This window comes from Pirellulimonas nuda, assembly GCF_007750855.1.
Classification (GTDB): Bacteria; Planctomycetota; Planctomycetia; order Pirellulales; family Lacipirellulaceae; genus Pirellulimonas; species Pirellulimonas nuda.
Map to the genome: position 1 here is coordinate 1,450,719 of NZ_CP036291.1, position 24,902 is coordinate 1,475,620.

Genomic DNA, 24,902 nt, shown 5'->3' on the forward strand with positions numbered 1-24,902 from the left:
CCGCCGTCGTCCGCTGCCTCACGCCGTCCGACCACTGCTACTCCCCCCCGTCTGCCATGAACGAACGCACCGTCCAACGCCGAGTCGGCCTGTTCGTGATCGCCACGGTCGTTACGACCGGCGTGCTGATCGCGTTGACCAGCAAGTCGCCCCTGGGGTGGACCGGGGGGACCTACCCGGTGACGATCGCGGTTGACCGGGCGCCCGGCGTCGGGCCCAAGACGCCGGTCCGCCGAGACGGCGTGCTGATCGGCCGGGTGTCGCGGACCGAGAGCATCCGCGGGGGCGTGTTGTTGTGGGTCGACGTGAACCGTGGCGAGGTGCTCTACACCACCGACGCCATCCGCATCCGCCCCTCGTCGCTGTTCGGCGACGCGGTGATCGACATCTCGCAGACCGGCGGCGGCGGGCCCTCGCCCCCCATTGTGCAGGAAGGGCAGCAGCTACAGGGCGCGGCGATGCCCGACCCGATCGAGGCGCTCACCGCGCTGCAGGTCGACGTCGGCCCGGCCATCAAGTCGCTCGGTCAGGCGGGGGACGAGGTCTCACGGCTCGCGGACCGGCTGAACACCGCCCTTGGGGAAGATATCGGCAAAGAGCGGGTGGCCCGCATGCTGGACGACGCCATCAGTGCGCTTAACACCTTCGAGGTGACGATGGCCAAGATGTCGACCACCATCGACAACGTCGACGCGTTGTTCGGCGATCCTCAGGTGCAGCAGGACTTCCGCCGCGCCCTGGCTGCGGTGCCGGGGGTTGTGGAAAAGGCGGACAAGTTCCTGGACGAGGGAACGCGGGTGGTCGGCTCGCTCGACGGCGCCGTGACCAGCCTGCAAAACAACCTCGAGGCGGTCGAGGGGCTTACGCGCCCGTTGGGCGAGCGCGGCGGAGAAATCGTTCGCCTGCTGAACTCGGCGCTAGAGAACCTCGACCTTGTGCTGGTAGACGCGAAAAAGTTCGCCTTAGGGCTCAACAACACCGAGGGAACCCTGGGTCAGTTGCTCAACGATCGGAAGACGTACGACAACGTCAATACCGTGATCTGCAACGCCAACCTGGTGGTCCTCCGCCTCGACGAACTGCTCAAGCAGGCCCGTCCGATCCTGAACGACGCCCGTGCGTTCACGGACAAGGTAGGCCGGGAGCCGGGCCGGCTGATCCGCGGCGCCGCGGACCCCAGCTTCATCAAGTAGGGGGGGCCGCTGCCCCCCCAGGGCCGCCGGACCCCTTAGTAGGGGTACGGGTAGACGTGGTAGTGGATGCCGTTGTTCATCGGCCCGTAGCCGCCGAAGCCGTACGGGGCGTATCCCATCTCGTTCTGCTTATCGAGCCCGTTGTTCAGCTCGGCGTTCTCGCGGGTGTTGAGCTGGCTCTGTTCGGCCTGCGCGCTCTGGCTCTCCTCGGAGTCGATCGCCGAGTAGGCCCGCTGGGTGTTCTGGTTGGCGGCCTGCGCCTGTGCAAGGTTCGCGGCGTGGGCCTGCTGGAAGAAGGCCTGCTGTTGCTGCCGCTTCTCGTCTTGCTCGTCAAACTTCAAGAGCCACAGCTTCATCTGCACCGGCGAGAGTTGCTCCAGCTCCGCCATGTAGGTCTTGGCCTCTTCGGGGGTGATCTTGGCGCTCTTGCTGGTGTAGTCCTGCACCCAGGCGCGGGCCCGCAGCATGGCGGGGCTGTTCCAGATCTGCTCGCGCTGGGCGTCGACCGACGCGGGGCTCGCGGCAGCCGTGCGGGCGGCAGCGGTCGCTGCCGGCGCTTGGGCGCTGCCCGACAAGGCAGCCGCACAACAGGCCAACAAGGCGACAACGCCGACCAACGATCCGAGTCTTGCGATCTTCATGGGAATCGAGCTCCAAGTGTCGAGTAACGGCGTCGTTCGCCGGAGAGGACTATCCGTAGTTTAGCAGACAAAAGCGGCGCTGTTACGGGTTTCGAAACCGGAAGAACCGGCATATCCGGGAGGGCCCAAGAGCCCCCGTCCCCCGAAGCCGTCCAGCCAGACGCCTTTCCCTACAGCCCGCCCCGGTAGAGCGACTGCCCCAGCACATTCCGCCGGTTAGTGACCGCCTCGTCCCCTTCGGTCGTTCCCAGGATGGTGAGCATCATCTGGAACTTCGCGTCGCAGTCGTCGGCGAAGTGCACCAACAGCGCCTCGGGGGTCATCGGCGGCTTGGGGCTGCCCCACTCGGGGAGGCGTTGGTGGCTGACGATAATGTGCTCCAGCCGCAATAGCTGTTCTTCGTCCAGCGGCGGGTCGAGCGGGGCGGCGGCCTCGCGGACCATGTCGCGCCCTTGCAGGATGTGGCCGATCAACGAGCCGGCCGCGGTGTACGTGGCGCCGGCCGGGGAGACGCGTAGCTCGCGCAGCTTGCCGATGTCGTGCAGGATGGCGCCGGCGGCGGTCATGCCGACGTCCAGCGGCGGGGTCATGTCTGGGTAGAGCTGCGCGTAGTTGTTGGCCAGGTCGACGGCGTGCCGGGCGACGTTGCGGACGTGCTCTAGGTAGCCCCCGACAAACGCGTGGTGGTTGCGCTGGGCGGCGGGCCAGACGAGCAGCGCTTCGCTGTGCTCTTGTAACAGCCCCACGACCAGCGTGCGGAGCGGGCCCTCGGGGATCGACTGCTCGGCCAGCGCCAGCAGGTCGTCGAACATCGTTTGCAGGTCGAACCGCGACCGCGGCTGGCACATCGTGGGGTCGAAGCCGTCCTCGGCGTCGGCGGGCTCCACGGGGCGGATCAGGCGGATGTCGAGCTGCGGGCCGTAGGTGGTTTCGTGGTACAGGGCGCGGAGCTTGTAGAATTCGCCCACCTGCCACTCGGTGTTGCACTTGCCAAACAGCGGGGCGTCGCTCCAGACGGGGAACGACACCTCGCGCCGGGCGTCGCGGAACGTGACGCGGAAGTAGGGCTTGCCGTCCTTGGTGGTGAGCTGCGTGCGGTCGGAGAGCAGCGCGAAGAAGTCCCCTTCTTCGCCGTTCGTGAGGTCGGCCAGAGTGACGATAGGGTTGGTTTCGGGCACGTCGTCGAACAGGAGTGGGGGCTTGGGCATGGTTCAATAGGCCAGGGCTTGGCCACGGATGGCGCGGATCGATCTCCGCTTGTGACCCGTGATATCTGTGCTATCCGTGGTTAACGTCGTGTCCGCACGCCGCTACATCAACTCCGACTCGTGCGGCGTCTTCCCCTTCCGCTCGGGGAGGCCGAGCTTCGCGCGACGCTCGGCGACCATCTGATCGAGCATCGTCTGGATGCTGCGGCGGGTCTCGGCCATCGCGGGGTCGCCCTCGGCGTCGCGGTTGCGCTTGGTGTCCACCTCGATCGCCTCGCCGACCATCATCGTGCAGTGCATCGGGCCGTGGTAGTTGGCGTGGTCGGTGAAGTCTTCCTCCATCCGCTCGACGGTTTCGATGATACGCTCGGGCAGCGCGTCGCCCGCGCGGATGTAGCCGCGTGGGTAGTGGGCGATCTGCTGCACGTAGTAGCAGGCGGCCAGGTCGCGCCAGCGGGCCTGGCGTTCTTCCTCGGTCACCTTCTTCTCGATCATGCCCGGGAGGATGACCGACCGCAACGCCTTGACGCGGGCCACCACGCTGCCCCCTTTGTCGGTGACGCGCCACTTGGATTCGAGGTCCCCCAAGACTTCGACGATCAGCTTCTCGGCCCGGGTGTGTGGGTTCCCCTCGCGGACGGCGCCGAAGTACTCAACCTCTTTCAGCCCGATCAACGCGGCGCCGATGCGGCCGATCCGCTCAACGATCCCCAGGTGACGCTGCGGCTGCCAACTGAATCGGTGCTCGAACGCCTCGACGTCGGGCAGCACGGCCCGCTCCGCGTCGCCGTCGAACGAGTAGCGGATGGCGACCGGGTGGATCACCACGCCCGGCTTGCCCGCCTTCTCGCGCCGCTTGGCGGCCTGACGGGCGATGAACGCGGGGCCGTCCATCACCTCCATCATCAGGTCGTTGTGCCGGCTGACGGCGCCCTCGGGGAAGATGATCAGCGGCCGGCGGCCGTGCTCCAGCATATCGATGGCGGTGTTGACGCTCTGGCGGTCGTTCCCCTCGCGGTAGATGCTGAAGGCGCCCATCCGGCGGATGAGGAACGTTTGGTAGGCGCTCTCCTTGAACAGGTGCCAACTGGCCATCGCGAACAGCTCGGTCCCGACCTGCTGCGACAGCACGCCCAGCACCATCGGGTCGGAAAGCCGGCAGTGGTTGGGCGCCAGCACGATGCTGTGACCGGCGTCCAACGACGCCTTGAGGCGGTCCGCGTGCCGGCACTCGGTCGAGGTAACCTTGAAGACGTTGCGCAGATACCCCTTGAGCCGGAAACGGACCAACCAGCACCACCAGTCCGATTCGATCGGTGGAACGAACTTATACGGTTCTTCGAGAACGATTTCCTGCATAGCTGCTGCCGATAGCGGGCGGGTGGCGCCGATTAGGGAAACCCCGGGGGGCGCCGCTAGCATACCGGTCCAGCTAGGGGGTTGCCCAGGCCGATAGAGCTAGAATGACCAATGCCCAAGCCTCAATGACCAAGCGACGTTCGCCTGCACGTATCGGTCATTGAGGCTTGGGCATTGGTCATTTTGTTCTGCTCCGTTTCGTTTTACTCCGTCCGTCTCCGTGTTCTCCGTGCCTCGGTGGTTCAACCCTGAGGAACCCGTGTGGCTAAGAAACTCATCAAACCGCAGCGTGCGGCCGCGGCCGAGGACTCGGCGCGGTTGTGTGAGTCGTTTGTGCGCTACCTGCGGACCGAGTGCCACTTCTCAGAAAACACCGTGACGGCGTACGCCCGCGACCTGCGGCGATTTACGGCCTGGCTGGCGGGGAGGCGGATCGCCGGGCTGACGATCCGAGACCTGGCGGCCTACCCCGGCTGGCTGCGGGAGCAGCAGCTCGCCGACGCCAGCATCGCCCGTCACGTGGTTTCGCTGAAGGTGTTCTTCAAGTACCTGCAGCTCGAAGGGGTGCTGAACGACAACCAGGCCTCGCTGCTGGGGTCGCAGAAGCTGTGGCAGCGTATCCCGACGGTGCTCTCGCCGTCGCAGGTCGACCTGCTGCTCACGGCGCCGCTGGCCGGTGAACCGCTGTGGCGGCGCGACCGGGCCCTACTCGAGTCGCTGTACGCCAGCGGGGCGCGGGTCTCGGAGCTCTCCGGCCTCAAGCTCCCCGACCTGCACCTGGACGAGCGGTTCTGTACCTGCCACGGCAAGGGAGACAAGCAGCGTGTGACGCCCCTTGGCCGGCGGGCGTGCGATGCGCTGGCGGCGTACCTAGAAAAAGAACGCCCCAAGCTGGCCGCGCGCAGGGAGGCACAGAAGCCCAACGTGTTCCTGTCGTCACGCGGCGGCGTGCTGGGCCGGGCGCGGATCTGGGAACTGGTGAAGAAGTACGCCGCGATGGCGGGTGTTTCGGCCAAGCTGAGCCCCCACTCGCTGCGGCACAGCTTTGCGACCCACCTGCTGGCCGGGGGCGCCGACTTGCGGCAGGTGCAGGAGATGCTCGGCCACGCCAGCATCGCGACCACGCAGATCTACACGCACGTCGACCACTCGCGGCTGAAGCAGGTGCACAAGCAGTTTCACCCGCGGGCGTGAGCCGTACGCAGGCGATCCCAGCGCGGGAGAAAAGTTGCTCTACTGCCGCGGCGCGTCCAGCCGCGCCGGGGGCGGGGACGCCCCGGCTCGCGCGCGGGACAGCGGCGCTCTTGGTATCATCGGGGCGGCCTGGCTCGCTTGCCCCGAAACTGATCCTACGCTCATGTTTATCCGCTCGCTCCTGCTCTTGGCCCTCTGCCAGTCTGCGTCTAATGCCGCCGGCTCGCTCCCGAACATCGTGCTGGTGTTTGTCGACGACATGGGGTGGGGGGATCTCTCTTGTTTCGGCAACGAGGAAGCCCAGACGCCGAACATCGATCGGCTTGCGGCGGAGGGGATCCGGTTCGAGCAGTTTTATGTGAACTCGCCGATCTGTTCCCCGTCGCGCACGGCGATCTCAACGGGTCAGTACCCGCAGCGTTGGCGGATAACGTCGTTCTTGGCCAACCGTCAGGAGAACGAGCGGCGCGGCATGGCCCATTGGCTCGACCCGGCGGCGCCGATGCTGGCCCGTGCGCTGCACGACGCCGGCTACGCGACCGGACACTTCGGCAAGTGGCACATGGGGGGCCAGCGCGACGTCGGCGAGGCGCCGCTAGTCACCGAGTACGGCTTCGATGCGTCGCTAACCAACTTCGAGGGGCTCGGCCCCCGCGTGCTGCCGCTGTGCAACGCCTACGACGGCAGGCCGCCCCACAAGCACGCGCTGGGATCGGACAAGCTGGGCCGCGGGCCGGTCACTTGGGAAGACCGTTCGTTGGTGACCGCGGCGTTTGCCGACGCCGCCCTGCAGTTCATCAAGAAGTCAGAGGCGGACGACACGCCGTTCTACGTAAATATTTGGCCGGACGACGTTCACAGCCCGTTCTTTCCGCCCGAAGCCCGGCGCGGCGACGCGCAGAAGCGATCGCTCTACCTGGGTGTGCTGCGGACGATGGACGAGCAACTCGCCCCCGTTTTCGATCACATCCGCGACAGCCCCAAACTGCGTGACAACACTCTGGTGCTGGTCTGCTCCGACAATGGACCGGAGCCGGGCGCCGGCACTGCGGGGCCGTTCCGCGGGACGAAGGGGATGCTGTACGAGGGGGGGATCCGCTCGCCGCTGGTGGTCTGGGGGCCGGGGTTGATCGACGCCTCGCACACGGGCCAAGTGAACCAAACGTCGGTACTGGCTGCTATCGACTTGTGTCCGAGCCTGTTAGAGATCGCAGGGGTCTGGCCCGTCGCGGGGCTACGCACGGATGGCGAGCAGCTGTCGGGCGTGTTGCTTGGCCGTGCGACCGGCTCTCGGTCCCATCCCCTCTACTTCCGGCGTCCGCCAGACCGGGACTCTTTTAGCGGTGTCAGCAATCTACCCGACCTCGCCGTGCGCGACGGAAAGTGGAAGCTGCTGTGTGAGTACGATGGCAGCAACCCGGAGCTGTACAACCTCGATGTCGATCCAGGGGAAACAACGGACTTGAGCGCCACGCAGCGGCGGGTCCAGCGAAAAATGATTGGGATTGTGCGTCAGTGGCACGAGTCGCTCCCCCCCGACAACGGCCCAGACCTCACAGCGAACCAACCCAAGCGGGATCGGAAATAGCCGACGTGCTACGCACGTCGGAGTGCGGCGCGTCAAACAAGATCGCCCCGAAGGCTACACGCGCACGGGCCACCCAAGCGCCCTGCACAACCTGAGCTGCGCCTCGTTGTAGTCCAGCACCGCCTGCAGGTACGCCTGGCGGGCGCGGTCGAGCGCCTCGGCCGACTGCAGCGCCTCGATCGGCAGCCCCTGCCCGTCTCGGATACGCGCCAGGTTGCGGTCGTACGAGTCGGCCGCGGTCCCGATGGCGGCGCGGGCCGCCTCGATCCGGCCGGCGCGGGCGGTGACCTGGCCCTGGGCTTCGAGCACCTCGCGCGCCACCTCGTCCATCCGCCGCACGCGTTCGAACTTGGTCTGCTGCACCACCGCCTCGCGTTCGCGACGGATGGCCTGCTCGCCGAACCCAAGGTTCCGCACCTGCCACACGGCCAGGGCGTTAAACTCTGCGCGGTCGTTGAAGTCGCTCTGCTCCCATTGCAGGCCGCCGCCGAAGCCGCCGTACGTCATCCCCAGCAGCACGCTGGGGACCAGCGGGGCGTGCCGCTCGCGCTGCAGGCGTTCGCACGCCTCGGCCACGAGGCACTGGGCCTCTTTCAGCTCGGGACGGTTCGAGAGGCCGGTGACGACCAGGTCGGACGGCGTGCTGCCGATCGCCACCAGCTCGATCGGCGTCGCCATCGGTTCGGCGCAGGCCAGCAGCGTGCCGGGCGGCGCGCTGATGGCCTCGGCGAGCCGGGAGGACGCCGTGACCACCTGCTCTTCGCCAAGCCGCAGCGACGCGTCGGTGAGCCGACGTTCGGTGGCCAGGCGATCCGCGTCCGCCTGCAGCCCCTGGCCCGCCCGTGCGAAGTTCTCGGTGAGACCGGCGAGCGTGCCAATCCGATTGCTGTGGTCTTCGAGCAGCGCGAGCCGCTGCTGCGCCGCCAGCAACTGCTGGTGCGCCAGCCCCGCCGCTAAGAGCTGGTCGTTCTGCGCCGCCCGCGAGGCGTGGCCGCGGGCCCAGGCGCGTCGTTCGACGATCTTCGGCTGGTAGATGGCGTCGGCAAGGTGGAACTCGGCGACCAGGCCGGGGCGGATTGTCTGGCCGGCGCCCACGGCCCCGGCGCCGAGGCCTGCTTGGAGGCTCGACCGGTTCACGTCGAGGATGGTGCCGTCGCTGGCCTGCACGTTCCCGTCCAGCCGGCTGTAGCTGGCGCCGGCCTGCAGTGTGGGAAGCCACAGCACCCGCGCCTGGGAGAGTTGTGCGTAGGCCTGCTGAGTACGCCAACGGGCCAGCCCGACCACGGGGTGCTGGCCGTCGATGGCGGCAAGCGCCGTGGCTAGGTCGATGGCCTGGGTGGCGTCCGTGCAGGGGGGGAGCACGCGGGGGGTCTCAACGCCAGCCGCGGATGAGTCCAGGGAAGCGGGCTGGATGATCTGTTCACTGCCTCGCTCCGCCGTGTCGGCCTCGCTCTGGGCGGACACAAGGCTGAACGTGGGCGCGGCCGCCGCAACGACTATCGGCGCCGCTGTCGGGGGCGCCACTTTCGCGTACCGATCGCCCGCGCAGCCCAGGGCCGCCAGTGCACAGACGCAGCAAGCCAGTGTCCAGCGGAGCGGCATCAGGGGTCCTCGAAGCGCGTAGCGATTGGGTTGTGCGAGTCGTTATGGAGAAGATCGGAGCGCCGCATGCGCCACTGAAGCGGCGTGTAACGCTGGCGCCGGTAAGTTTGGCTGCCGGGTTCTCCTTGGCTCGGTCCTGCCGGTTGTACGGGGCGTGGGCCGCCGGTGGGGCGCGGATGGGCGGTCTTCCCGGCCCGCAAAATCGGCAAATTCTGGCGGCCGCCAGCCGCCGCAAGTAGACTCAGGGTTTGGCCTGGCGGGCCCGTTTTGCCCGCCATTCTCCCCGCGTCCGTGCTCCGAGCTCCTTCCCCCATGCCGATGTCTCCCCTGGTTGCCGGCGCCGCGACGGCGCTCCTTGCGACGCTCGTCAGCGGCTGTTCCACCCCGCCGGCCGCGGCGGCTGAAGAGAAGAAGCCCGAGCCGGTCGCCGTGAAGGCGGTCGCAGCCGAGGCGGCCACGCTGCGACGCACCACGACGCAGCCGGCGACCGTGCACGCCTACTACACGGCCGACATCTACGCCAAGGTCAGCGGCTACGTCCGCGAGGTCCCCGTCGATATCGGCGACCACGTGAAGCAGGGGGACGTGCTCGCGGTGATCGACGTGCCCGAGATCAAGAAGCAGCTCTTGGTAGCGGACGCCCGCGTGGCCCGCTCCGAAGCGCAGGTCAAGCGCGCCGAATCCGGCAAGCGGCTTGCCGAAGCGAACCTGGCGAGCGCCCGGGCCGGAGTCGTTGGGGCAGAATCGCGGATCGCCTCGGCCGACGCGTTGCTGCAGGCGGGCCAGGCCGAGTTCACGCGCACCCAGTCGCTTGTCGAGCAGCGCTCGGTGCAGCAGCGGCTGCTCGACGAGGCGCGCCAGCGCCTCGACAGCGGCAAGGCCGATGTCGAGTCCGCAAAGGCGCTGGTCACGATGGCCCAGTCGCAGGTGGCGGTCGCCGAGGCCTCGGTCGCCGCGGCTCAGAGCGAGATCGAGGCCGCCAAGGCGGACACCCAGGTCGCCGAGGCCCAACGCGGCGAGCTGCAGGTGATGCTCGAGTTCGCCGAGCTGCAGGCGCCCTTCGATGGCGTCGTCACCCACCGCGGCGTCGCCCCGGGCGACCTGGTGCGTGCCGTGACCGAGGCGCGCGGCGTGGGGAGCCCCCACTTTATCGTTACGCAGCTCGACAAGGTCCGCGTCCGCACGATGGTCCCCGAGGCCGAGGCGTCGTTGGTGGATGTGGGAGACGCCGTGAGCATCGCGTTGAGCTCGGCCCGCCTCCCGGCGGTCGAAGGGAAGGTCACCCGCACCAGCGGCAGCCTCGACCCCAGCACACGCACGCTGACGGTGGAGGTCGAGCTCCCCAACCCCGACGGCAAGCTGCTGCCCGGCATGTACGGCGAGGCGACCATCGTGCTGTTCGAGAAGCCCGACGCCGTGAGCCTACCCGCCTCGGCCATCCGGTTCCGCACCACGGGGGAGAGCTATGTCTACGCCCTCGACAACGCGTCTGAGGTCAGTATCCAGGACGTCACGTTGGGGTACGACTCGGGAACCACCATCGAGATCGCCTCGCCCCTGGCCGCCGGCCAGAAGGTGATCGACGCCCACCTGAAACGCTTCCGCGACGGCGACGTCGTTCGGGTCTTGGAGAATTAGGACGCGGACCAACGCGGATGACGCGGATCCGCGCCGATGGGTTTGGGTTTTTCCCGCGCCGATCCGCCCGATCCGCCGTAATCCGCGTCCTGTTCGTCACTCACCGAAAGAACGGTTTCCACCAGCAGCCAACCGCGCATGAGCCTTATCAACTTCTCCCTCAAGAACCCGTTCACGGTGCTCGCCGTGGCGGTTGGGCTTTGTCTGCTGGGCGTCGCGGTGGCGCCGAGCCTGCCGATCGACATCCTCCCCGACTTCAAGAAGCCGGTGGTGGTCAGCTTCTTCTCCTACCCGGGCCTGCCGACGCTCGACATGGAGAAGAGCGTCACCTCGCGCGTCGAGCGGGCGCTCACCCTGGCCGGCGGCATCGAGCACCAAGAGGCGCGCACGGTCCCCGGAGCCGCGGTCATCAAGGTCTTCTTCCGGCCCGGCACCGACCCCAGTGCGGCGATGAACGACATCGTCAACCTGGAGGCGAGCGACATGTTCCACCTGCCGCCGGGCATCGAGTGGCCGTTCACGCTCCGCAGCGAGCCGGCTAACCTGCCGGTAGTGCTCGCGGCGATCGGGGGCGAGGGGCTCAGCGAGACAGAACTGTACAACATCGGCTACTACGCGGTCCGCAATAAGATGGGCTCGCTCCCGGGGGTGCAGATCCCCCACCCGTTCGGCGGAAAGTTCCGCCAGATGATGGTGTACGTCGACCCAAATAAGCTGCGCGCCTACAACCTCAGCGCCGAAGACGTGGTAGACGCGCTGGGCCGCTCGAACCTGGTGCTGGCCGCGGGGTCGATCAAGATGGGAGAGAGCGAGTACCAGGTGCACCCGACCAACACGCTGCCCACCCCGGCGGAGATCGACGCCGTGCCGATCGCGGTCCGCGACGGCGCCACGGTGTTCATCCGCGACGTGGGCTACACCAAGGACGACGCGGCGCTGCAGTACAACATCGTCCGTGTGAACGGCAGCCGCAGCGTCTACTGCCCGCTGCTGCGCGAGCCGGGGCAGAACACGATCGAGGTGGTCGACAGCATCTACGAAGGGATCGCCAGGGAGATCCCCAAGATGAAGGACCTGGGAGACATCCCCCAGGCGACGGAGGTCACGCTGGTGGCAGACCAGTCGGACTACATCCGCACGGCGATGAAGAACCTGTTCTGGCAGGTGCTGCTGGGGGCGGTGCTGGTGACGATCGTCGTGGCGTTGTTCCTCCGCAGCCTGATGCCCACGCTCGCCATCCTGGCGGTGCTGGTGCTGTCGATCCTGATCGGCGGGCTCGGTTTCGCGTTCACCGGCAACTCGATCAACGTGATGACCCTGGGGGGGATCGCGCTAGCGATCGGCACGGTGGTCGACGGCGGCATCGTGGTGGTAGAGAACGTCATCCGCCACCTACGGATGGGCAAGAGCCCGCTCGACGCGGCCCGCGACGGCGCGGGCGAGGTCGCCAGCCCGATCTTCGCCGGCACCATCACGACGCTCGCGGTCTTCATCCCGGCGATCTTCTTGACGGGGATGATCCAGTACCTGTTTACGCCGCTGGCGACCGCCGCGGGGCTGACGATCGCCGCCTCCTACGTGGTGGCAATCACGGCGGTCCCCGCGTTGTGCGCCACGCTGCTGCGGCGCGCCAAGCCCGCAGCCGACGCGGCGGGGCAGGGCGCCCCACGCCGGCCCGGCGCTTACGCACGCACGCTCGGCTGGGCGCTCGACCGCCCCCTGCCGGTCGCCGTGGTGATTGTGGCGCTGGCGGCGCTGCCGCTGTTTACGTGGCCGATGCTCGGTTCCGAGCTCTTCCCGGAGGTCGACGCGGGGGCGTTCGAGCTGCGGATCAAGACCGCCCCCGGCACGCGGCTGGAGGAAACGGAGAAGCTGGTCATCGCTGTTGAGGAGGCGATCAAGCGCGTCATCCCGGCCGAAGAGATCAAGACCATCATCTCCAACATCGGCCTGCCGGTGGGCAAGGGCGCCGGCTTCTCAACGGTGCTCAGCTCGAACTCCGGACCCGACACCGCGTACCTGCTGGTGAACCTAGAAACCTCCGGACGCAGCGTCAGCACCAACGACTACATCGCCCGGCTCCGCGAGGCGCTGGCCGACCAGTTCCCGACCGATCAGTTTCTGTTCGTCAACGGCAGCATCGTCAACATGGCGCTGAACGAGGGGGTCCCCACGCCCATCAACGTGCAGGTCTCCGCCGGGTCGCTCGACCAGTGCCGCGACATCGCGGAGCAGGTGGTCGCCAAGATCAAGCCGATCCCCGGCGCCGCGGACGTGCAGATCGGGCAGACGCTCGACGCGCCGCAGATCGACATCAATGTCGACCGGGTACGCGCCAAGCTGCTGGGCATCAATCAAGAAGACGTCGCCCGCACGGCCCTGACCTCGCTCGGCTCGAGCGTCGGGTTTGCGCCGACCATCTGGATCGATCCCGCGAGCGGCACCGACTACTTCATGGGGGTGCAGTATGAGAACAATGAAGTTGACTCGCTGGACGAGGTCCGCAACATCCCGCTGTCGGTTGGAACCGAAGAAGACCCGACCACGATCCCCCTCTCGAACATCGCGGAAGTCAAGCGGGTCACTATCCCGGGGGAGATCCAGCACTACAACATCGCGCGCGTGAACGACGTGTACGTGAACGCGGTGGGACGCGACGTCGGCTCGGTCGCACGCGACGTGGAAGCCGCGATCGCGACCATGGAGCTCCCCAAGGGGGTGTCGCTCACCGTCCGCGGCCCCGTGCAAACCATGAAAGAAGGCGCAGACATGCTGGGCGCCGGGCTGGGGGTCGCCACGGTGCTGGTGTACCTGGTGCTGATGGCCCAGTTCCGCTCGTTCACGGACCCGCTGATCATCATGCTGGCCGTGCCGCTGGGCATCTCGGGGGTGCTGCTGGTGCTGTGGCTCACCGGCACCACGCTCAATATCCAGTCGCTGATGGGGACGCTGATGATGATCGGCGTGGTGGTCAACAGCAGCATCCTGCTGGTAGAGTTCGCCAACGTGCTGCGCGACCGCGGCATGGCGCCGCGCGAGGCGGCGCTCGAGTCGGCCAAGATCCGCCTGCGGCCGATCTTGATGACGTCGCTGACGCTGGTCGCCTCGATGGCGCCGCTGATGTTCCACTGGGCCCCCGGCAACGAGGCCATGGTGCCGCTGGCCCGGGCGCTGGTCGGCGGGCTGGCGGTCTCTACCGTGCTAACGCTGGTGCTGGTGCCGTGCGTCTACGTGTTGATCCATCAGCGGCGCTGGGCGACGTCGCCCTAGGCCTGGGCGTCACGCCGGCCCGAGCCGGAGGTCATGCACCCGTAGATGCCGATCACGACGAAGCAGATCAGCGGCAGCACAAACGAGGCGCGGGTGGCCGAGAGGGTCATGCCCCCCAGCGAGAAGGCCGCGCCGTCCATGATCTTCGCTTGCAGCGGGGGCATCACGCAGCCGCCGCCGATGGCGCAGATCAACCCCGCCGAGCCCAGCTTGGCGTCGTCGCCCATGCCGCGTAGGGCGATGCCGTAGATGGTGGGGAACATCAGCGACATGCAGGCCGAGACCCCCATCAGGCTGTAGAGCCCCGGCATCCCTTCTAAGAAGATCGCCCCCAGGATCAGCAGCCCGCCCCCCGCGGCCAGCGTGGCGAGCAGCGTTCCGGGGTTGAAGAACTTCAGCAGGTAGGTGCAGACGAAGCGGCTCACCACGAAGACGATCATCGCGATAATGTTGTACGACTGGGCGTCGGCTTTTGGCATGCCGAGCTCGTTCTCGGCGTACTGGATGATGAAGGTCCAGCACATGATCTGGGCGCCGACGTAGAACGCCTGAGCAACCACCCCCCCCAGGTACCGCGGCGTGCTAAACAGCCTGCCGAGCGAAGCAGAAAGGCTGGAGTCGCGGGTGTCGGTCGACTCGCCGCTCGGGAGCCGCGTCAGGGCGAACAGCACCAGCGCCACGAGCACCACGATCCCGAGCGTCACGTACGGCCCCACGATCACGGCCAGGTCGCTCTGCTGGATGGTCTGCAGGGCGGCCGGGTCGGACTCCGACAAGGCGCGACGGGTTGCTTCGTCGGCCGGGTCGAGCTTCGCGAGGATGAAGTCGCGGGCGATGAACATGCCCAGCAGCGATCCCATCGGGTTGAAAGCCTGGGCGAAGTTGAGCCGGCGCGGCGCGTTCGACTCGGGGCCCATCGCCAGGATGTAGGGGTTGGCCGTCGTCTCCAAGAACGCCAGGCCGCACGTCATGATGAAGTAGGCAGACAGGAACGCGGCGAACGCCATCGACGCTCCGGCGGGGACGAACAGCAGGCACCCCAGGGCGTAGAGGGCCAGCCCCATCAGCACGCCGGCCTTGTACCCGAACCGGCGGATGAACAGCGCCGCCGGGATCGCCATGAAGCAGTAGCCGCCGTAGAACGCGCTTTGCACCAGCGAGCTCTCAAAGTGGCTCAGCAGCAGCACGTTCTTGAACGCCGCGACCATGGGGTTGGTGATGTCGTTCGCAAACCCCCACAACGCGAAGAGCGACGTCACCAGCATGAAGGGGATCAGGTACTTGCCGGAAACAACCGGCACGGGATGCGACGCGGGCTTGCTGGGTTCGGACATGGGCGAAGCGGCAGAGTGGGGGAGAGGAGTGGCGTCCGGACCCGGGGGCCGGCGTGGCTATTGTGCAGGATCGGCGGCGCCCTTGCCCAGGGCGCGCGCCAGCAGCTCGCGTTCGGGGCGGTCGCGGTAGAACTGGTCGAGCGGGAAGCACCCCGAAATCATCCCGTTGCGCGGCGCGGACGTGCACTCGCTAAAGGTGCGGCAGATGAGCTTGCGGACCAGCTTCCGACCGGCCAGCACGTCGGCCGGCAGCTCTGGGTAGGAGAGCACCATCCGCCCCAGGCCGATGGAGTCGACCCAGCCCTCGCGCACGACGTGCTGGGCGACGTTGGGCAGCCATTCCTGCAGATAGGTGTAGCCAGAGCCAACCAGGAGGAGCCCCGGGTGGTCTCGCTTGAGCCGCCGCGTGGCGTCGATCTGCCGGGCCACGCCCACCAGCGGGTCTTCCGGGGGGAGGTAGCCGTCCGATGGCGGGAAAGACGCGGGGCGTTGGATGTGGGGGTTGTAGTAGGGGCTCCCCACGGTGGTGCAGACCATCCGGACCCCGTGCTCTTGCAGCAGCGTGAGGTAGCGGCTCGGCTCTTCGAGGTCGAAGCCCACGCCGGTGCCATCGCCCCCGAAGGCGTAGCGGTACTCTACCGATTGCTCCGCGGCCCCGACCCCTTCTTCGCCCGGCCGGTAGGGTGAGAAGTCGAACACGCTCAGCCGCACGCCGATCTCTAGCCCCGGCGCCTCGGCGCGGATGCCGGCCGCGATGTCGCGGAAGAAGCGGGTGCGGTTCTCGAAGCTGCCGCCGTACCGGCCCGGCCGATCGAAGCCCGAGAGCAGCTCGTGCCCCAGGTAGCCGTGGCACTGCTTGACGTCGACAAACGCGTATCCGGCGTCTGCCGAGAGCTTGGCGGCGACGACGAAGTCGTCGACCAGCCGGTCGAGCTGGTCGTCGGACAGCACAGGGCCGTCGTCCACCACCCCAACGCGCGGGTCGAGCAGCGGGTGCCGGTAGGCGACGCGCGGCTCCCACCGCTTCTTCTCGTTGGGACGCGAGAACCGGCCGGAGTGGGTGAGTTGGAGGCCGACCAGCAGGTCGTCCGTGTCGCCGAACCGTTCTGCGTGTGCGGCGACCAGGTCTTCGCGGAGTGAGGCGATCTCCGACAGGGTGTCGGCGTTGAGCATGAGCTGGTTGGGGTTCGCGCGGCCGTCGTGCCGCACGGCCACCGCCTCGCCCCCCCAGATCAGCTTGGCGCCGCTCTCGCCGAACCGCCGCCATCGGCGGCGGGTGAGGTCGGTGGGCCTGCCGTCGGTCTCGCCGTCCCAGCCCTCCATCGGCAAGATACAAAACCGGTTGCCGATCCGCCGGCCGCCGGCCTCGAGCGGCCGGGCGAGCGGCGCGTCGGGGCCGGTCTCGACCGTGTCGTCTAGCGGAAGCGCAATGCCGAGCGCGTCGGTGTGGGAGCGGAACGCGCTAGCGGTCTTCAGACCAGCGATCTTGGGGTAGCTCATCGGTCTGTTTCTCTCGTGACGAAGCCGCGTCGGCGGCCGTAGGGGCCGGGGGTACTTAGACAGGAAAACCACGCCGCCGGGCCCGCCGGCGGGCGAGGGGCCTCGGTAGCAGTGCACGCGACCGCGTGCGATGGCCGGCGGCTGCTGGGCAGCCGGCCCTCGCGCCGATCAGAGCTGCCCGACCAGGAGCGTGTCGATCGCCGGCTCGTCGGCTTGTTTGAGGCGGACCTCCAGCGCTCCGTCGGCGCCGCGGCGCCACTCGAGTTTCTCTGACGGATCGAAGTAGCCCAGCTCCTTCAACGACAGCTTCTCGCACCCGGCCAGCTTCGACCAACCGTCCGGGCCCGGCTTGGGGGGGTCGAGCACGTGGATGTAGACGGCGTCGCCGCGCCGCGTCGTGACCCCCCACGCCTGCGGCGCCACCGGCCCGCCACGGGTGCCGTAGATGGAATCGCCGTACACGTCGAGCCATTTCCCCATGGCGAGCAGACGCTCCTGGAACTCGTCCTGGATCGTCCCGTCCGGCTTCGGCCCGACGTTCAGCAGCAGGTTGGCGTCGCGCCCCGCGGCCTTGACCAGGTAGTGCACGAGCTGGCGAGTCGACTTCACGCTGTGGTCGGACGCGTTGTAGCCCCACGACTTGTTGATCGTGTCGCAGGTCTCGAGCGGCAGGTCGCCGATCACCGCGTGGGCGCTGTGCCCCCCCTGGTTCTCGCCGGGTAGGTCGCGCTCGAACATCTGGAAGTCCTCGCCCGGGAAGGGCTGGACGTGGTGGTTGTTGCCCACCAGGGCCGCCGGCTGCAGGCCGTGGATGAGCCGGTAGGTTTGCCCCAGGCGCCAATCGACGTGCGTGGCGCGGGGGTTTTCCGGCGAGCGGTTGAGCTGGTCCCACCAGCCGTCGAACCAGATGCCGGCCACGTCGCCGTAATCGCCCCCAAGCAGCTCGGCGAGCTGCGCGTCCATGTGGTCGAGGTAGCGGTCAAAGTTTCCGTCGTCGGGCCGGCCGGAGTGCTGGCCCGTTCGGCCGCGGGGGAAGTAGTCGGGGTGGGTCCAGTCGAGGTGCGAGTGGTAGAAGAAGAGCTTGATGCCCTGGGCCTTGCACGCCTCGGCCAGCGGCTTGAGCAGGTCTTTTCCGTAGGGGGTGGCGTCTACCACGTTCCAATCGGAGGTCTTGGAATCCCACAGGGCGAAGCCGTCGTGGTGTTTCGACGTGATCGTGATGTACCGGGCGCCCGACTTCTTCACCAGCGCGACCCACGCCGCGGGATCGTACTTGGTGGGGTTGAACCGCTCGGCAAGGGGCTTGTACTGGTCGACCGTCATCTTCTGGTTGTTCATCACCCACTCGCCGCGGCCCAGCTCGCTGTAGACGCCCCAGTGGATGAACACCCCGAAGCGGGCGTCCTGGAACCAGCGCCGCGCCGCTAGGTTTTCCGCGGTGGGCGTGTACGTTTCCGCCGCCGCGTCGAGCTCCTGCTCGTCACACCAGGCCGTACGGCACGGCAGCAGGAGCGAGGCGTACAAGGCCGCCAACGCGACCGGGATAACTACTTGGTTTCGCCGATTCGAGCCGTGCATGTGATCTCCCGTGCGATGAGCAACGCCGCCGGCCGAGCGCCCGCGTCGTGGTAGAAGTGGAACAAGCGGAGAGCCAGCCCCCGTTTTCGGGGTATCCCCGGCTAGGATTCTAAGGAACCCGCACTAGCGACGCCAGTCGCGCCGTGCGGCCCGAACGCGAGCGATCGGGCGCCGATGCAGAGAAAGCCTGTGGCCAGCGGCGGGGCGGGTGGTACCATAGCCCGCGTCACCCACGGATCTAAGCCCGCGCCACCCGCCATGTTCCCCGTTTTTCAGCCAGAGTCACCGCAGGCGCAGGCGATTTTCGACCTGTTCGTCACGGTGCTGCAGATCAGCACCGCGATCTTCACGATCGTTGCGGTGCTGATCGTCGTGGCGGTCTGGCGGGGCAGGCGCCGCAGCGCGCTGCCGAAGCAGGCGTTCGGCGACCACCGCACCGAGATGGTGTGGATCGCGGGCCCGCTGGTGGTGCTGGTCTGGATCACCGCCATCAGCGCCAACCTGGTGCTGACCATCAACGCCGTGCCCAAGGTGCACCTGGAGCAGGCCGAGGCGGGCGCGGCCGACATCACCGTCACCGGCCACCAATGGTGGTGGGAGATCGCCTACAGCGACTCGGGCCTGGTGTCCGCCAACGAGATCTACCTCCCGACGGGCAAGCGGCTCCGCGTGAAGCTTCAATCGGCCGACGTGATCCACTGCTTCTGGGTGCCGCAGCTCGCCCGCAAGATGGACGCCATCCCGGGACGCGAGAACTACATCTGGCTCGAGGCGAACCGGCCCGGCGTGTACCAGGGGCGTTGCGCCGAGTACTGCGGCACGCAACACGCCTGGATGAACTTCAAGGTTTACGCCCTCAGCCCCAGCGACTACGCCCGGTGGCAGGCCAAGGCGGGCCGCGCGCCCGCCGACCCCGCCGAGGCAGACGCCCTGGCGGGCGAGCGGCTGTTCTTCTCGCTGACCTGCGCCAATTGCCACACCGTCCGCGGGACGCGAGCGGACGCCACGATCGGCCCCGACCTGACCGACATCGCTTCGCGGAAAGAGCTGGGGGGAGGGGTGCTGGAGAACTCGCGAGAGAACCTGACCCGCTGGTTGAAGGACCCGCAAAGCGTCAAGCCCGGCAGCAAGATGCCCAACTTTCAGCTCAACGACGAGCACGTGCGGCAGTTGGTCGCCTACCTGGAGTCCCTGGATTGAGCGCCGAACCCGTCACACAAAGCGGATCGGCCCACCAGGCGGCGCCCACGGGGCTGCTGGCGTGGGTCGCGTCGGTCGATCACAAGAAGATCGGCGTGATGTACATCTTGCTCGCCGCGTTGTTCTTGATCGTCGGCGGCCTCGAGGCGGTGCTGATCCGCATCCAGCTCGCGGTCCCCAACAACACCTTCCTGTCGCCGCAGCTCTTCAACCAGCTCTTCACCATGCACGGCACCACCATGGTGTTCCTGGTGGGGATGCCAGTGTTCACGGGGATGTCGAACTACCTGGTGCCGCTGATGATCGGCGCCCGCGACGTCGCGTTCCCCCGGCTCAACGCGATGAGCTTCTGGATGCTGCCGTTCGGCGCCTTCCTGCTGTACTTCAGCCTGCTGACCGGCTCGGCGCCCGACGCCGGCTGGTTCGCCTACGCCCCGCTCTCGACCAAGCCGTACAACCTGGGCCCGGGGATCGACTACTGGATCGTCAGCCTGGTCGTGATGGGGATCGGCTCGATCGGGGGCGCCATCAACATCGTTGCGACGGTGCTCTGCATGCGCGCGCCGGGCATGAGCCTGCAACGCGTGCCGCTGTTCGTGTGGATCATGCTGATGCAGGCGCTGCTGATTTTGATCACGATCCCGCCGCTTAACTCGGCGTTGGCGCTGCTGTCGATCGACCGCTGGCTCGACGCGGCGTTCTTCCAGCCCCAGCGCGGCGGGTCGGCCCTGCTGTGGCAGCACTTCTTCTGGATCTTCGGGCACCCGGAGGTGTACGTCTTCGCGCTGCCGGCGTTCGCGATGATCTCCGAGATCATCCCGGTCTTCTCCCGCAAGCCGATCTACGGCTACGCGTTCGTGGCGGGGTCGTCCACCGTGATCCTGCTGCTCAGCTACGGCGTCTGGGCGCACCACATGTTCGCCGTGGGGCTGGGGACGGGGGCCAACATCTTCTTCTCCGTGATGACGATGCTCATCGCGCTGCCGACCGGCGTGAAGATCTTCAACTGGACCGCCACGATGTGGGGGGGCGCCATCCGGCTCACTACCGCGATGCTGTTCGCCATCGCGTTCTTGATCCAGTTCGTTATCGGCGGCCTGACCGGCATCATGTTCGCCGCGGTGCCCATCGACTGGCAGATGACCGACACCTACTTCGTGGTGGCGCACTTCCACTACGTGCTGGTCGGGGGCGTGGTGTTCGCCGTGTTTGCCGCCGTCTACTACTGGTTCCCCAAGATCACCGGCCGGATGCTCGACGAGCGGCTCGGCAAATGGCAGTTCTGGCTGTGGGTGGTGGGCTTCAACGGCACGTTCATGATCCAGCACCTGCTGGGCGCCATGGGCATGCCCAGACGCGTGTACACCTACGCAGACAACCCCGGCTGGGCCGTAATGAACGGCGTTTCTTCGGCGTCGGTGGTGTTCATGGTGGTCGGCACCGTGGTGCTGGTGTGGAATGTCGTGAAGAGCCTCCGCAGCGGCGCTACCGCGGGAGACAACCCGTGGGACGCCTTCACGCTGGAGTGGGCCACGACCTCGCCCCCGCCCGAGGAGAACTTCGCCTCGCTGCCCCAGATCAAGAGCCGGCGGCCTGTGTGGGACGCCAACTACCCGGAGCACGCCGACTGGAAGTCGTCCGCAACGCCCGAAGACAGGGGGTGGCGGCCCGATCGATCGCGCGTGTGCGCCTGGGCGTTCGTGGTATCCGAGGCGGTCTTCTTCCTGCTGCTGTTGGTGAGTTACGTCATCTTCAACACCGGCCCCCACGGCGATGGGCCCTCCGCCACGTCGGTGCTCAACGTGCCGCGGACGGCTGTCTTCAGCGTCTTCTTGCTGACCAGCAGCCTGACGTTCTTGATCGCCGAGCGGCGCCTGCGGTACGGCAAGCAGCGGGCGTTTCGCGGCTGGCTGGGGGTGACGATCGTGCTGGGGATCGTCTTCCTGGGGGGCCAGGCCTGGGAGTACTGGGGTTTGCTCTCGGGCGGCGTGTACGCCAACAGCAACCTGTTCGCCGCCACCTTCTTCACCGTCACCGGCTTCCACGCGTTCCACGTGGCCGCCGGGTTGGTGGCGCTCGCGATTATGTTCTCGATCGGCAAGGATGCCCGCTTCGCCGCGCGCCAGTCTAGCCCGTTGGGCGCGGTAGGGGTCTATTGGCACTTCGTTGACGTCGTCTGGATTGCTGTGTTCGCGACCATCTACCTGGGGGTCTTCAAGCCGTGATGAATAGCCCATGGTGGAACTGGACCTCGAGCGTGTGGCTAGTGGTCGCCGCGATGCTCGCGGCGTACCCGGTGATCGTGCGCGACCGCACCGCTGTGCGGTGGCTCGCGCTGATCGGCGGAGCGGCGGTGCTGGCGTTGGCGTACGTCTCGCCCGTCGGCGTGCTGGCCGAGGGGTACCTGTTTAGCGCCCACATGGCCCAGCACCTGGTGCTGCTGCTGGTGCTGCCGGTGTGCCTGCTGATGAGCCTGCCGCGGGGGAGGGCCGCCTCTGGGGGAGACGGTTCCGCGGGCGATCGGACCGCCCGCTTTTTTGCTAGGCCGGGGGTCGGCTGGGCCTGCGGGGTCGGCGCCATGTGGCTGTGGCACGTGCCGCAGTTGTGCAGCGCGGCGGTCGGCAGCCCCGCGCTGGGTGTGCTGCGAGACGTGTCGCTCGTCGCCGCGGGCCTGGCGTTCTGGTGGCCCATCTACGCGCCGAGCGACCGCTACCGGCTCCCCCCGCTCACCGGCATCCTCTACCTTTTTTCTGCCTGCTTGGCGTGTACGCTGTTGGGCGTTTACATCACGTTCGCTACGCTCTCGGTCTGCCCCGCGTTCGCCAGCCCGGTCGACCGCATCGGGGTGCTGGGGTCGCTGTACGACATGGGGATCACGCCGGGCGTTGATCAGCACCTGGCGGGCCTGCTGATGTGGGTCCCCCCGTGCGTGCTGTACACCGGCGCCATCGTCGGCCTGTTGAGCCGCTGGTACGCCGAGACCGAGCAAGAATTTGGCGGCGCAACGGGCGCAGCCAACCAGACCGTAGGAACGCCATGAAGCCCGAGACGACCACGGCAGCTACCACGCTCCCCGACCAGGCGCCGCCGGCGCCCACCTTCGCCCCCGTAGCGCTGGCGATGGGGGTCGCGATGACCTTCTGGGGCCTGATGGCGGTGAGCCTGAACATCGGCGCGTTGTGGTTCATGTCGATCGGGGGCGCCGCGCTCTCGGCGTGGGCGCTGCGGCGCTGGATCGGCGAGATCGTGCTCGCCTGGGAGGGGCGGCCATGAACCAGACAGCCGGTCCACCCAAGGAGCGCCCCTGTTGCGGCGAAGCCCCAGACCGCCGCGCGTTCCACACCCGGCTTACGCTGGCCCTCTCGGGGGTCATCGGCGCGCTAATGGTTACGCCCGGGCTGGGGTTTGTGTTGGCGCCGCTGTTCCGGTCACGGGTGCAGAAGTGGCGGAGCGTCGGGAAGCTGGAAGACTTCAAGCCGGGGGCGACGGTGCTGGTAGAGTTCGAAGACCCGTCCCCCGAGCCCTGGGCAGGGACCACCGCCAAGACGGGCGCGTGGCTGAGGCGCGCCGGGGAGAGCGAGTTCATCGCGTTCAGCATCAACTGCCGCCACCTGGGCTGCCCCGTCCGCTGGGTCGAAACCGCGAGCCTGTTCATGTGCCCGTGCCACGGCGGCGTCTACTACAGCAACGGCGACGTAGCCGGCGGCCCGCCGCCGGAGCCGCTGGCCCGCTACCAGGTGCGCGTGCGCGACGGGGTCGTCGAGATCCTCACCGCGGCCGTGCCGCTTACCACCACGCCGATCTAGGCGGGCGACTAGTTTTTCTGCTGCGAAGAACGGGACCACCCATAGCACGGATTTCACGGATGACGATGGCCACGAAAAGGCACGAAAACGCACAAAGAAGACGGTAGGGAACCGCCGATCGGCGTAGATGAACGCAGATAGAGAACAATGCTTTGGTGTTCCTAACCGTCGTTCATCTGCGTCCCTCGGCGGGTCAGTTCTCTCTGTTCGTCTCCGTGTTCTCTGCGACTCTGTGGTAAACCTTTCTCCTGCATCAAGTCGTGCCGACCAACCGCGATCGCTATGAAGCAGCGTCGACAACAAGCGTGGGACTGGATCGATAGCCGGATCGGCTATACCGAGTGTTTCCTGCCGTTGCTGACGCACATCGTGCCGCGCGACGCCCGTTGGTGGTACGTGTTTGGCAGCGCCACGCTGACCGCGTTCTTGGTGCAGGTCGCCTCGGGCGTTTGCCTGGCGATGGCCTACGTGCCTGCCGGTGACCAGGCGTACGAGAGCCTGAAGTTTATCACCGAGCAGGCGCCGTTTGGCTCGCTGCTGCGGGGCATGCACGCCTACGGCGCCTCGGCGATGGTGATGCTGGTGGTGATCCACCTGGCGCAGGTCTACCTGCACGCGGCCTACAAGTACCCGCGCGAGCTGAACTGGATGACCGGCGTGGTGTTGTTCTTCGCCGTGTTGGGGATGGCCTTCACGGGGCAGTTGTTGCGTTGGGACGCGAACGGCGTGTGGTCGGTGTTCGTGGCGACCGAGATGGCGGCGCGCGCGCCGCTGGTTGGTCCGTTGATCTCCGATTTCTTGATGGGGGGCGAGACCGTCGGGGGCTCGACCCTGACCCGGTTCTTTGTCTACCACGTCTTCGTGCTGCCGGGCGTGATCTTTGCGGGGGTGGGGCTGCACCTGTTCCTGCTGTTCCGGCACGGCGTGTCGGAGATGCCCGACGCGGAGCAGCCGGTCGATCCGGCCACCTACAAGAGCGAGTACAAGGCCCGGCTCGCCGCCACGGGCGTTCCCTTCTGGCCCGACGCCATCTGGCGAGACGTGGTGTTTAGCGCAGCGGTGGTCGCCACGATCGTGGGCTGCGCCGCGGTCTTCGGCCCGCCGGCGCTCGACGCCCCCCCCGACCCGGCCAGCATCAACGCCAACCCGATGCCCGACTGGTACTTCTGGTGGTACTTCGCGGTGCTGTCGCTCGTGCCCCCTTCGTTTGAGCTGTGGTTCATCCTGGGCGTCCCCGTGGTCGGCTTCTTGGTGCTGTTCTGCTTGCCGCTGTTCTGCGGCAAGGGGCACCGGGCGCCTAGCAAACGCCCCTGGGCGATAGGGATCGTCGTGGCGTCGCTGGCCGGCTTCGTGGTGCTCACCATCTACGGCTACCGCGAGCCGTGGTCCCCCGACTTCGGCGTGCCGCTGCTGCCCGAGAGCGTGGTCGGCGTCGACGGGGGCCCCGTCGCCCAAGGCGCGGTCATCGCCCACGAGAAGGGCTGCTTGTTCTGCCACGCCGTCGGCGGCCTGGGGGGCCATCGCGGCCCCGATCTCTCCGACATCGGCCGGCAGCTCTCCCGCGACGAGCTGATCATCCGCATCAACAACGGCGGCTACAACATGCCCGCGTTCGCTGGAAGCATCGATTCCGAGCGGCTCTCGCTGCTGGTGGCGTTCTTGCAGTCGCGTGACGGGGGAACGCCGGCGCACTCGCCCGGCGAGTGACGGTAAGAACCACGCATAGCACGGATGTCACGGATGAAGCGGCCAGGATTTTTCGAGGCGGAAGCTGTTAGCCGATGGCTGATA

General features: G+C 67.5%; 18 protein-coding genes. 11 read left to right on the forward strand and 7 right to left on the reverse strand.

Features of this window, described 5'->3' with window-relative positions; translation table 11 throughout:
* The first annotated feature begins 56 nt into the window (after positions 1-56).
* Positions 57-1,193 (forward strand): MlaD family protein, encoded by a 1,137-nt coding sequence (locus Pla175_RS06205; RefSeq protein WP_145282186.1) that lies wholly within the window; start codon positions 57-59, stop codon positions 1,191-1,193.
* A 35-nt stretch (positions 1,194-1,228) separates the two neighbouring features.
* Here Pla175_RS06205 and Pla175_RS06210 read toward each other — a convergent pair whose 3' ends face one another.
* From Pla175_RS06210 to Pla175_RS06220, 3 genes are all read right to left on the reverse strand, one after another.
* Positions 1,229-1,834 carry a hypothetical protein gene (locus Pla175_RS06210; protein ID WP_145282189.1) on the reverse strand — a complete coding sequence of 202 codons (606 nt, stop codon included), beginning with the start codon at positions 1,832-1,834 and terminating at the stop codon, positions 1,229-1,231.
* 170 nt (positions 1,835-2,004) lie between these two features.
* Positions 2,005-3,042 carry a 3'-5' exoribonuclease YhaM family protein gene (locus Pla175_RS06215; protein ID WP_145282191.1) on the reverse strand — a complete coding sequence of 346 codons (1,038 nt, stop codon included), beginning with the start codon at positions 3,040-3,042 and terminating at the stop codon, positions 2,005-2,007.
* Between the two features lie 102 nt (positions 3,043-3,144).
* Positions 3,145-4,401 carry a 1-acyl-sn-glycerol-3-phosphate acyltransferase gene (locus Pla175_RS06220; RefSeq protein WP_197527303.1) on the reverse strand — a complete coding sequence of 419 codons (1,257 nt, stop codon included), beginning with the start codon at positions 4,399-4,401 and terminating at the stop codon, positions 3,145-3,147.
* 261 nt (positions 4,402-4,662) lie between these two features.
* On the opposite strand from Pla175_RS06220, the gene xerD reads away from it, so the two are divergent.
* On the forward strand, positions 4,663-5,595 hold the full coding sequence (gene xerD / locus Pla175_RS06225) for a site-specific tyrosine recombinase XerD (RefSeq protein WP_231954215.1): 933 nt from the start codon (positions 4,663-4,665) through the stop codon (positions 5,593-5,595).
* A 163-nt stretch (positions 5,596-5,758) separates the two neighbouring features.
* Positions 5,759-7,183, forward strand: coding sequence for a sulfatase-like hydrolase/transferase (locus Pla175_RS06230; protein WP_145282195.1), 1,425 nt, complete (start codon positions 5,759-5,761; stop codon positions 7,181-7,183).
* 54 nt (positions 7,184-7,237) lie between these two features.
* Here Pla175_RS06230 and Pla175_RS06235 read toward each other — a convergent pair whose 3' ends face one another.
* The gene (locus tag Pla175_RS06235) at positions 7,238-8,785 is read right to left on the reverse strand and encodes a TolC family protein (RefSeq protein ID WP_145282197.1); all 1,548 of its coding nucleotides are present in this window, start codon (positions 8,783-8,785) and stop codon (positions 7,238-7,240) included.
* A gap of 312 nt (positions 8,786-9,097) precedes the next feature.
* On the opposite strand from Pla175_RS06235, the gene Pla175_RS06240 reads away from it, so the two are divergent.
* Both Pla175_RS06240 and Pla175_RS06245 read left to right on the forward strand, forming a co-directional pair.
* Positions 9,098-10,423 (forward strand): efflux RND transporter periplasmic adaptor subunit, encoded by a 1,326-nt coding sequence (locus Pla175_RS06240; RefSeq protein WP_145282199.1) that lies wholly within the window; start codon positions 9,098-9,100, stop codon positions 10,421-10,423.
* A gap of 138 nt (positions 10,424-10,561) precedes the next feature.
* Positions 10,562-13,693, forward strand: coding sequence for an efflux RND transporter permease subunit (locus tag Pla175_RS06245; RefSeq protein ID WP_145282201.1), 3,132 nt, complete (start codon positions 10,562-10,564; stop codon positions 13,691-13,693).
* Here Pla175_RS06245 and fucP read toward each other — a convergent pair.
* The 3 genes from fucP to Pla175_RS06260 all read right to left on the reverse strand — a co-directional run bounded on the left by fucP (position 13,690) and on the right by Pla175_RS06260 (position 18,105).
* Entirely contained in the window at positions 13,690-15,027 is a 1,338-nt protein-coding gene (gene fucP / locus Pla175_RS06250; RefSeq protein WP_145282203.1) for an L-fucose:H+ symporter permease, read from the reverse strand. The genes Pla175_RS06245 and fucP overlap by 4 nt on opposite strands.
* Before the next feature lie 57 nt (positions 15,028-15,084).
* The gene (locus Pla175_RS06255) at positions 15,085-16,527 is read right to left on the reverse strand and encodes an oxidoreductase (RefSeq protein ID WP_145282205.1); all 1,443 of its coding nucleotides are present in this window, start codon (positions 16,525-16,527) and stop codon (positions 15,085-15,087) included.
* A 168-nt stretch (positions 16,528-16,695) separates the two neighbouring features.
* Positions 16,696-18,105 carry an alpha-L-fucosidase gene (locus tag Pla175_RS06260; RefSeq protein WP_145282207.1) on the reverse strand — a complete coding sequence of 470 codons (1,410 nt, stop codon included), beginning with the start codon at positions 18,103-18,105 and terminating at the stop codon, positions 16,696-16,698.
* 258 nt (positions 18,106-18,363) lie between these two features.
* On the opposite strand from Pla175_RS06260, the gene coxB reads away from it, so the two are divergent.
* From coxB to Pla175_RS06290, 6 genes are all read left to right on the forward strand, one after another.
* Positions 18,364-19,305, forward strand: a complete 942-nt coding sequence (gene coxB, locus Pla175_RS06265; RefSeq protein WP_197527304.1) for a cytochrome c oxidase subunit II — start codon at positions 18,364-18,366, stop codon at positions 19,303-19,305.
* Positions 19,302-21,530 carry a cytochrome c oxidase subunit I gene (gene ctaD / locus Pla175_RS06270; RefSeq protein ID WP_197527305.1) on the forward strand — a complete coding sequence of 743 codons (2,229 nt, stop codon included), beginning with the start codon at positions 19,302-19,304 and terminating at the stop codon, positions 21,528-21,530. Before coxB ends, ctaD begins: the two co-directional genes overlap by 4 nt.
* Positions 21,530-22,345, forward strand: coding sequence for a cytochrome c oxidase assembly protein (locus Pla175_RS06275; RefSeq protein ID WP_145282211.1), 816 nt, complete (start codon positions 21,530-21,532; stop codon positions 22,343-22,345). The genes ctaD and Pla175_RS06275 overlap by 1 nt, the downstream gene beginning before the upstream one ends.
* On the forward strand, positions 22,342-22,578 hold the full coding sequence (locus Pla175_RS06280; RefSeq protein WP_145282214.1) for a hypothetical protein: 237 nt from the start codon (positions 22,342-22,344) through the stop codon (positions 22,576-22,578). The genes Pla175_RS06275 and Pla175_RS06280 overlap by 4 nt, the downstream gene beginning before the upstream one ends.
* The gene (locus Pla175_RS06285) at positions 22,575-23,111 is read left to right on the forward strand and encodes a QcrA and Rieske domain-containing protein (protein WP_145282216.1); all 537 of its coding nucleotides are present in this window, start codon (positions 22,575-22,577) and stop codon (positions 23,109-23,111) included. The genes Pla175_RS06280 and Pla175_RS06285 overlap by 4 nt, the downstream gene beginning before the upstream one ends.
* A gap of 282 nt (positions 23,112-23,393) precedes the next feature.
* A complete protein-coding gene (locus tag Pla175_RS06290; protein ID WP_145282218.1) occupies positions 23,394-24,818 on the forward strand; it encodes a cytochrome b N-terminal domain-containing protein in 1,425 nt (474 codons plus the stop codon).
* Positions 24,819-24,902: the final 84 nt, after the last annotated feature.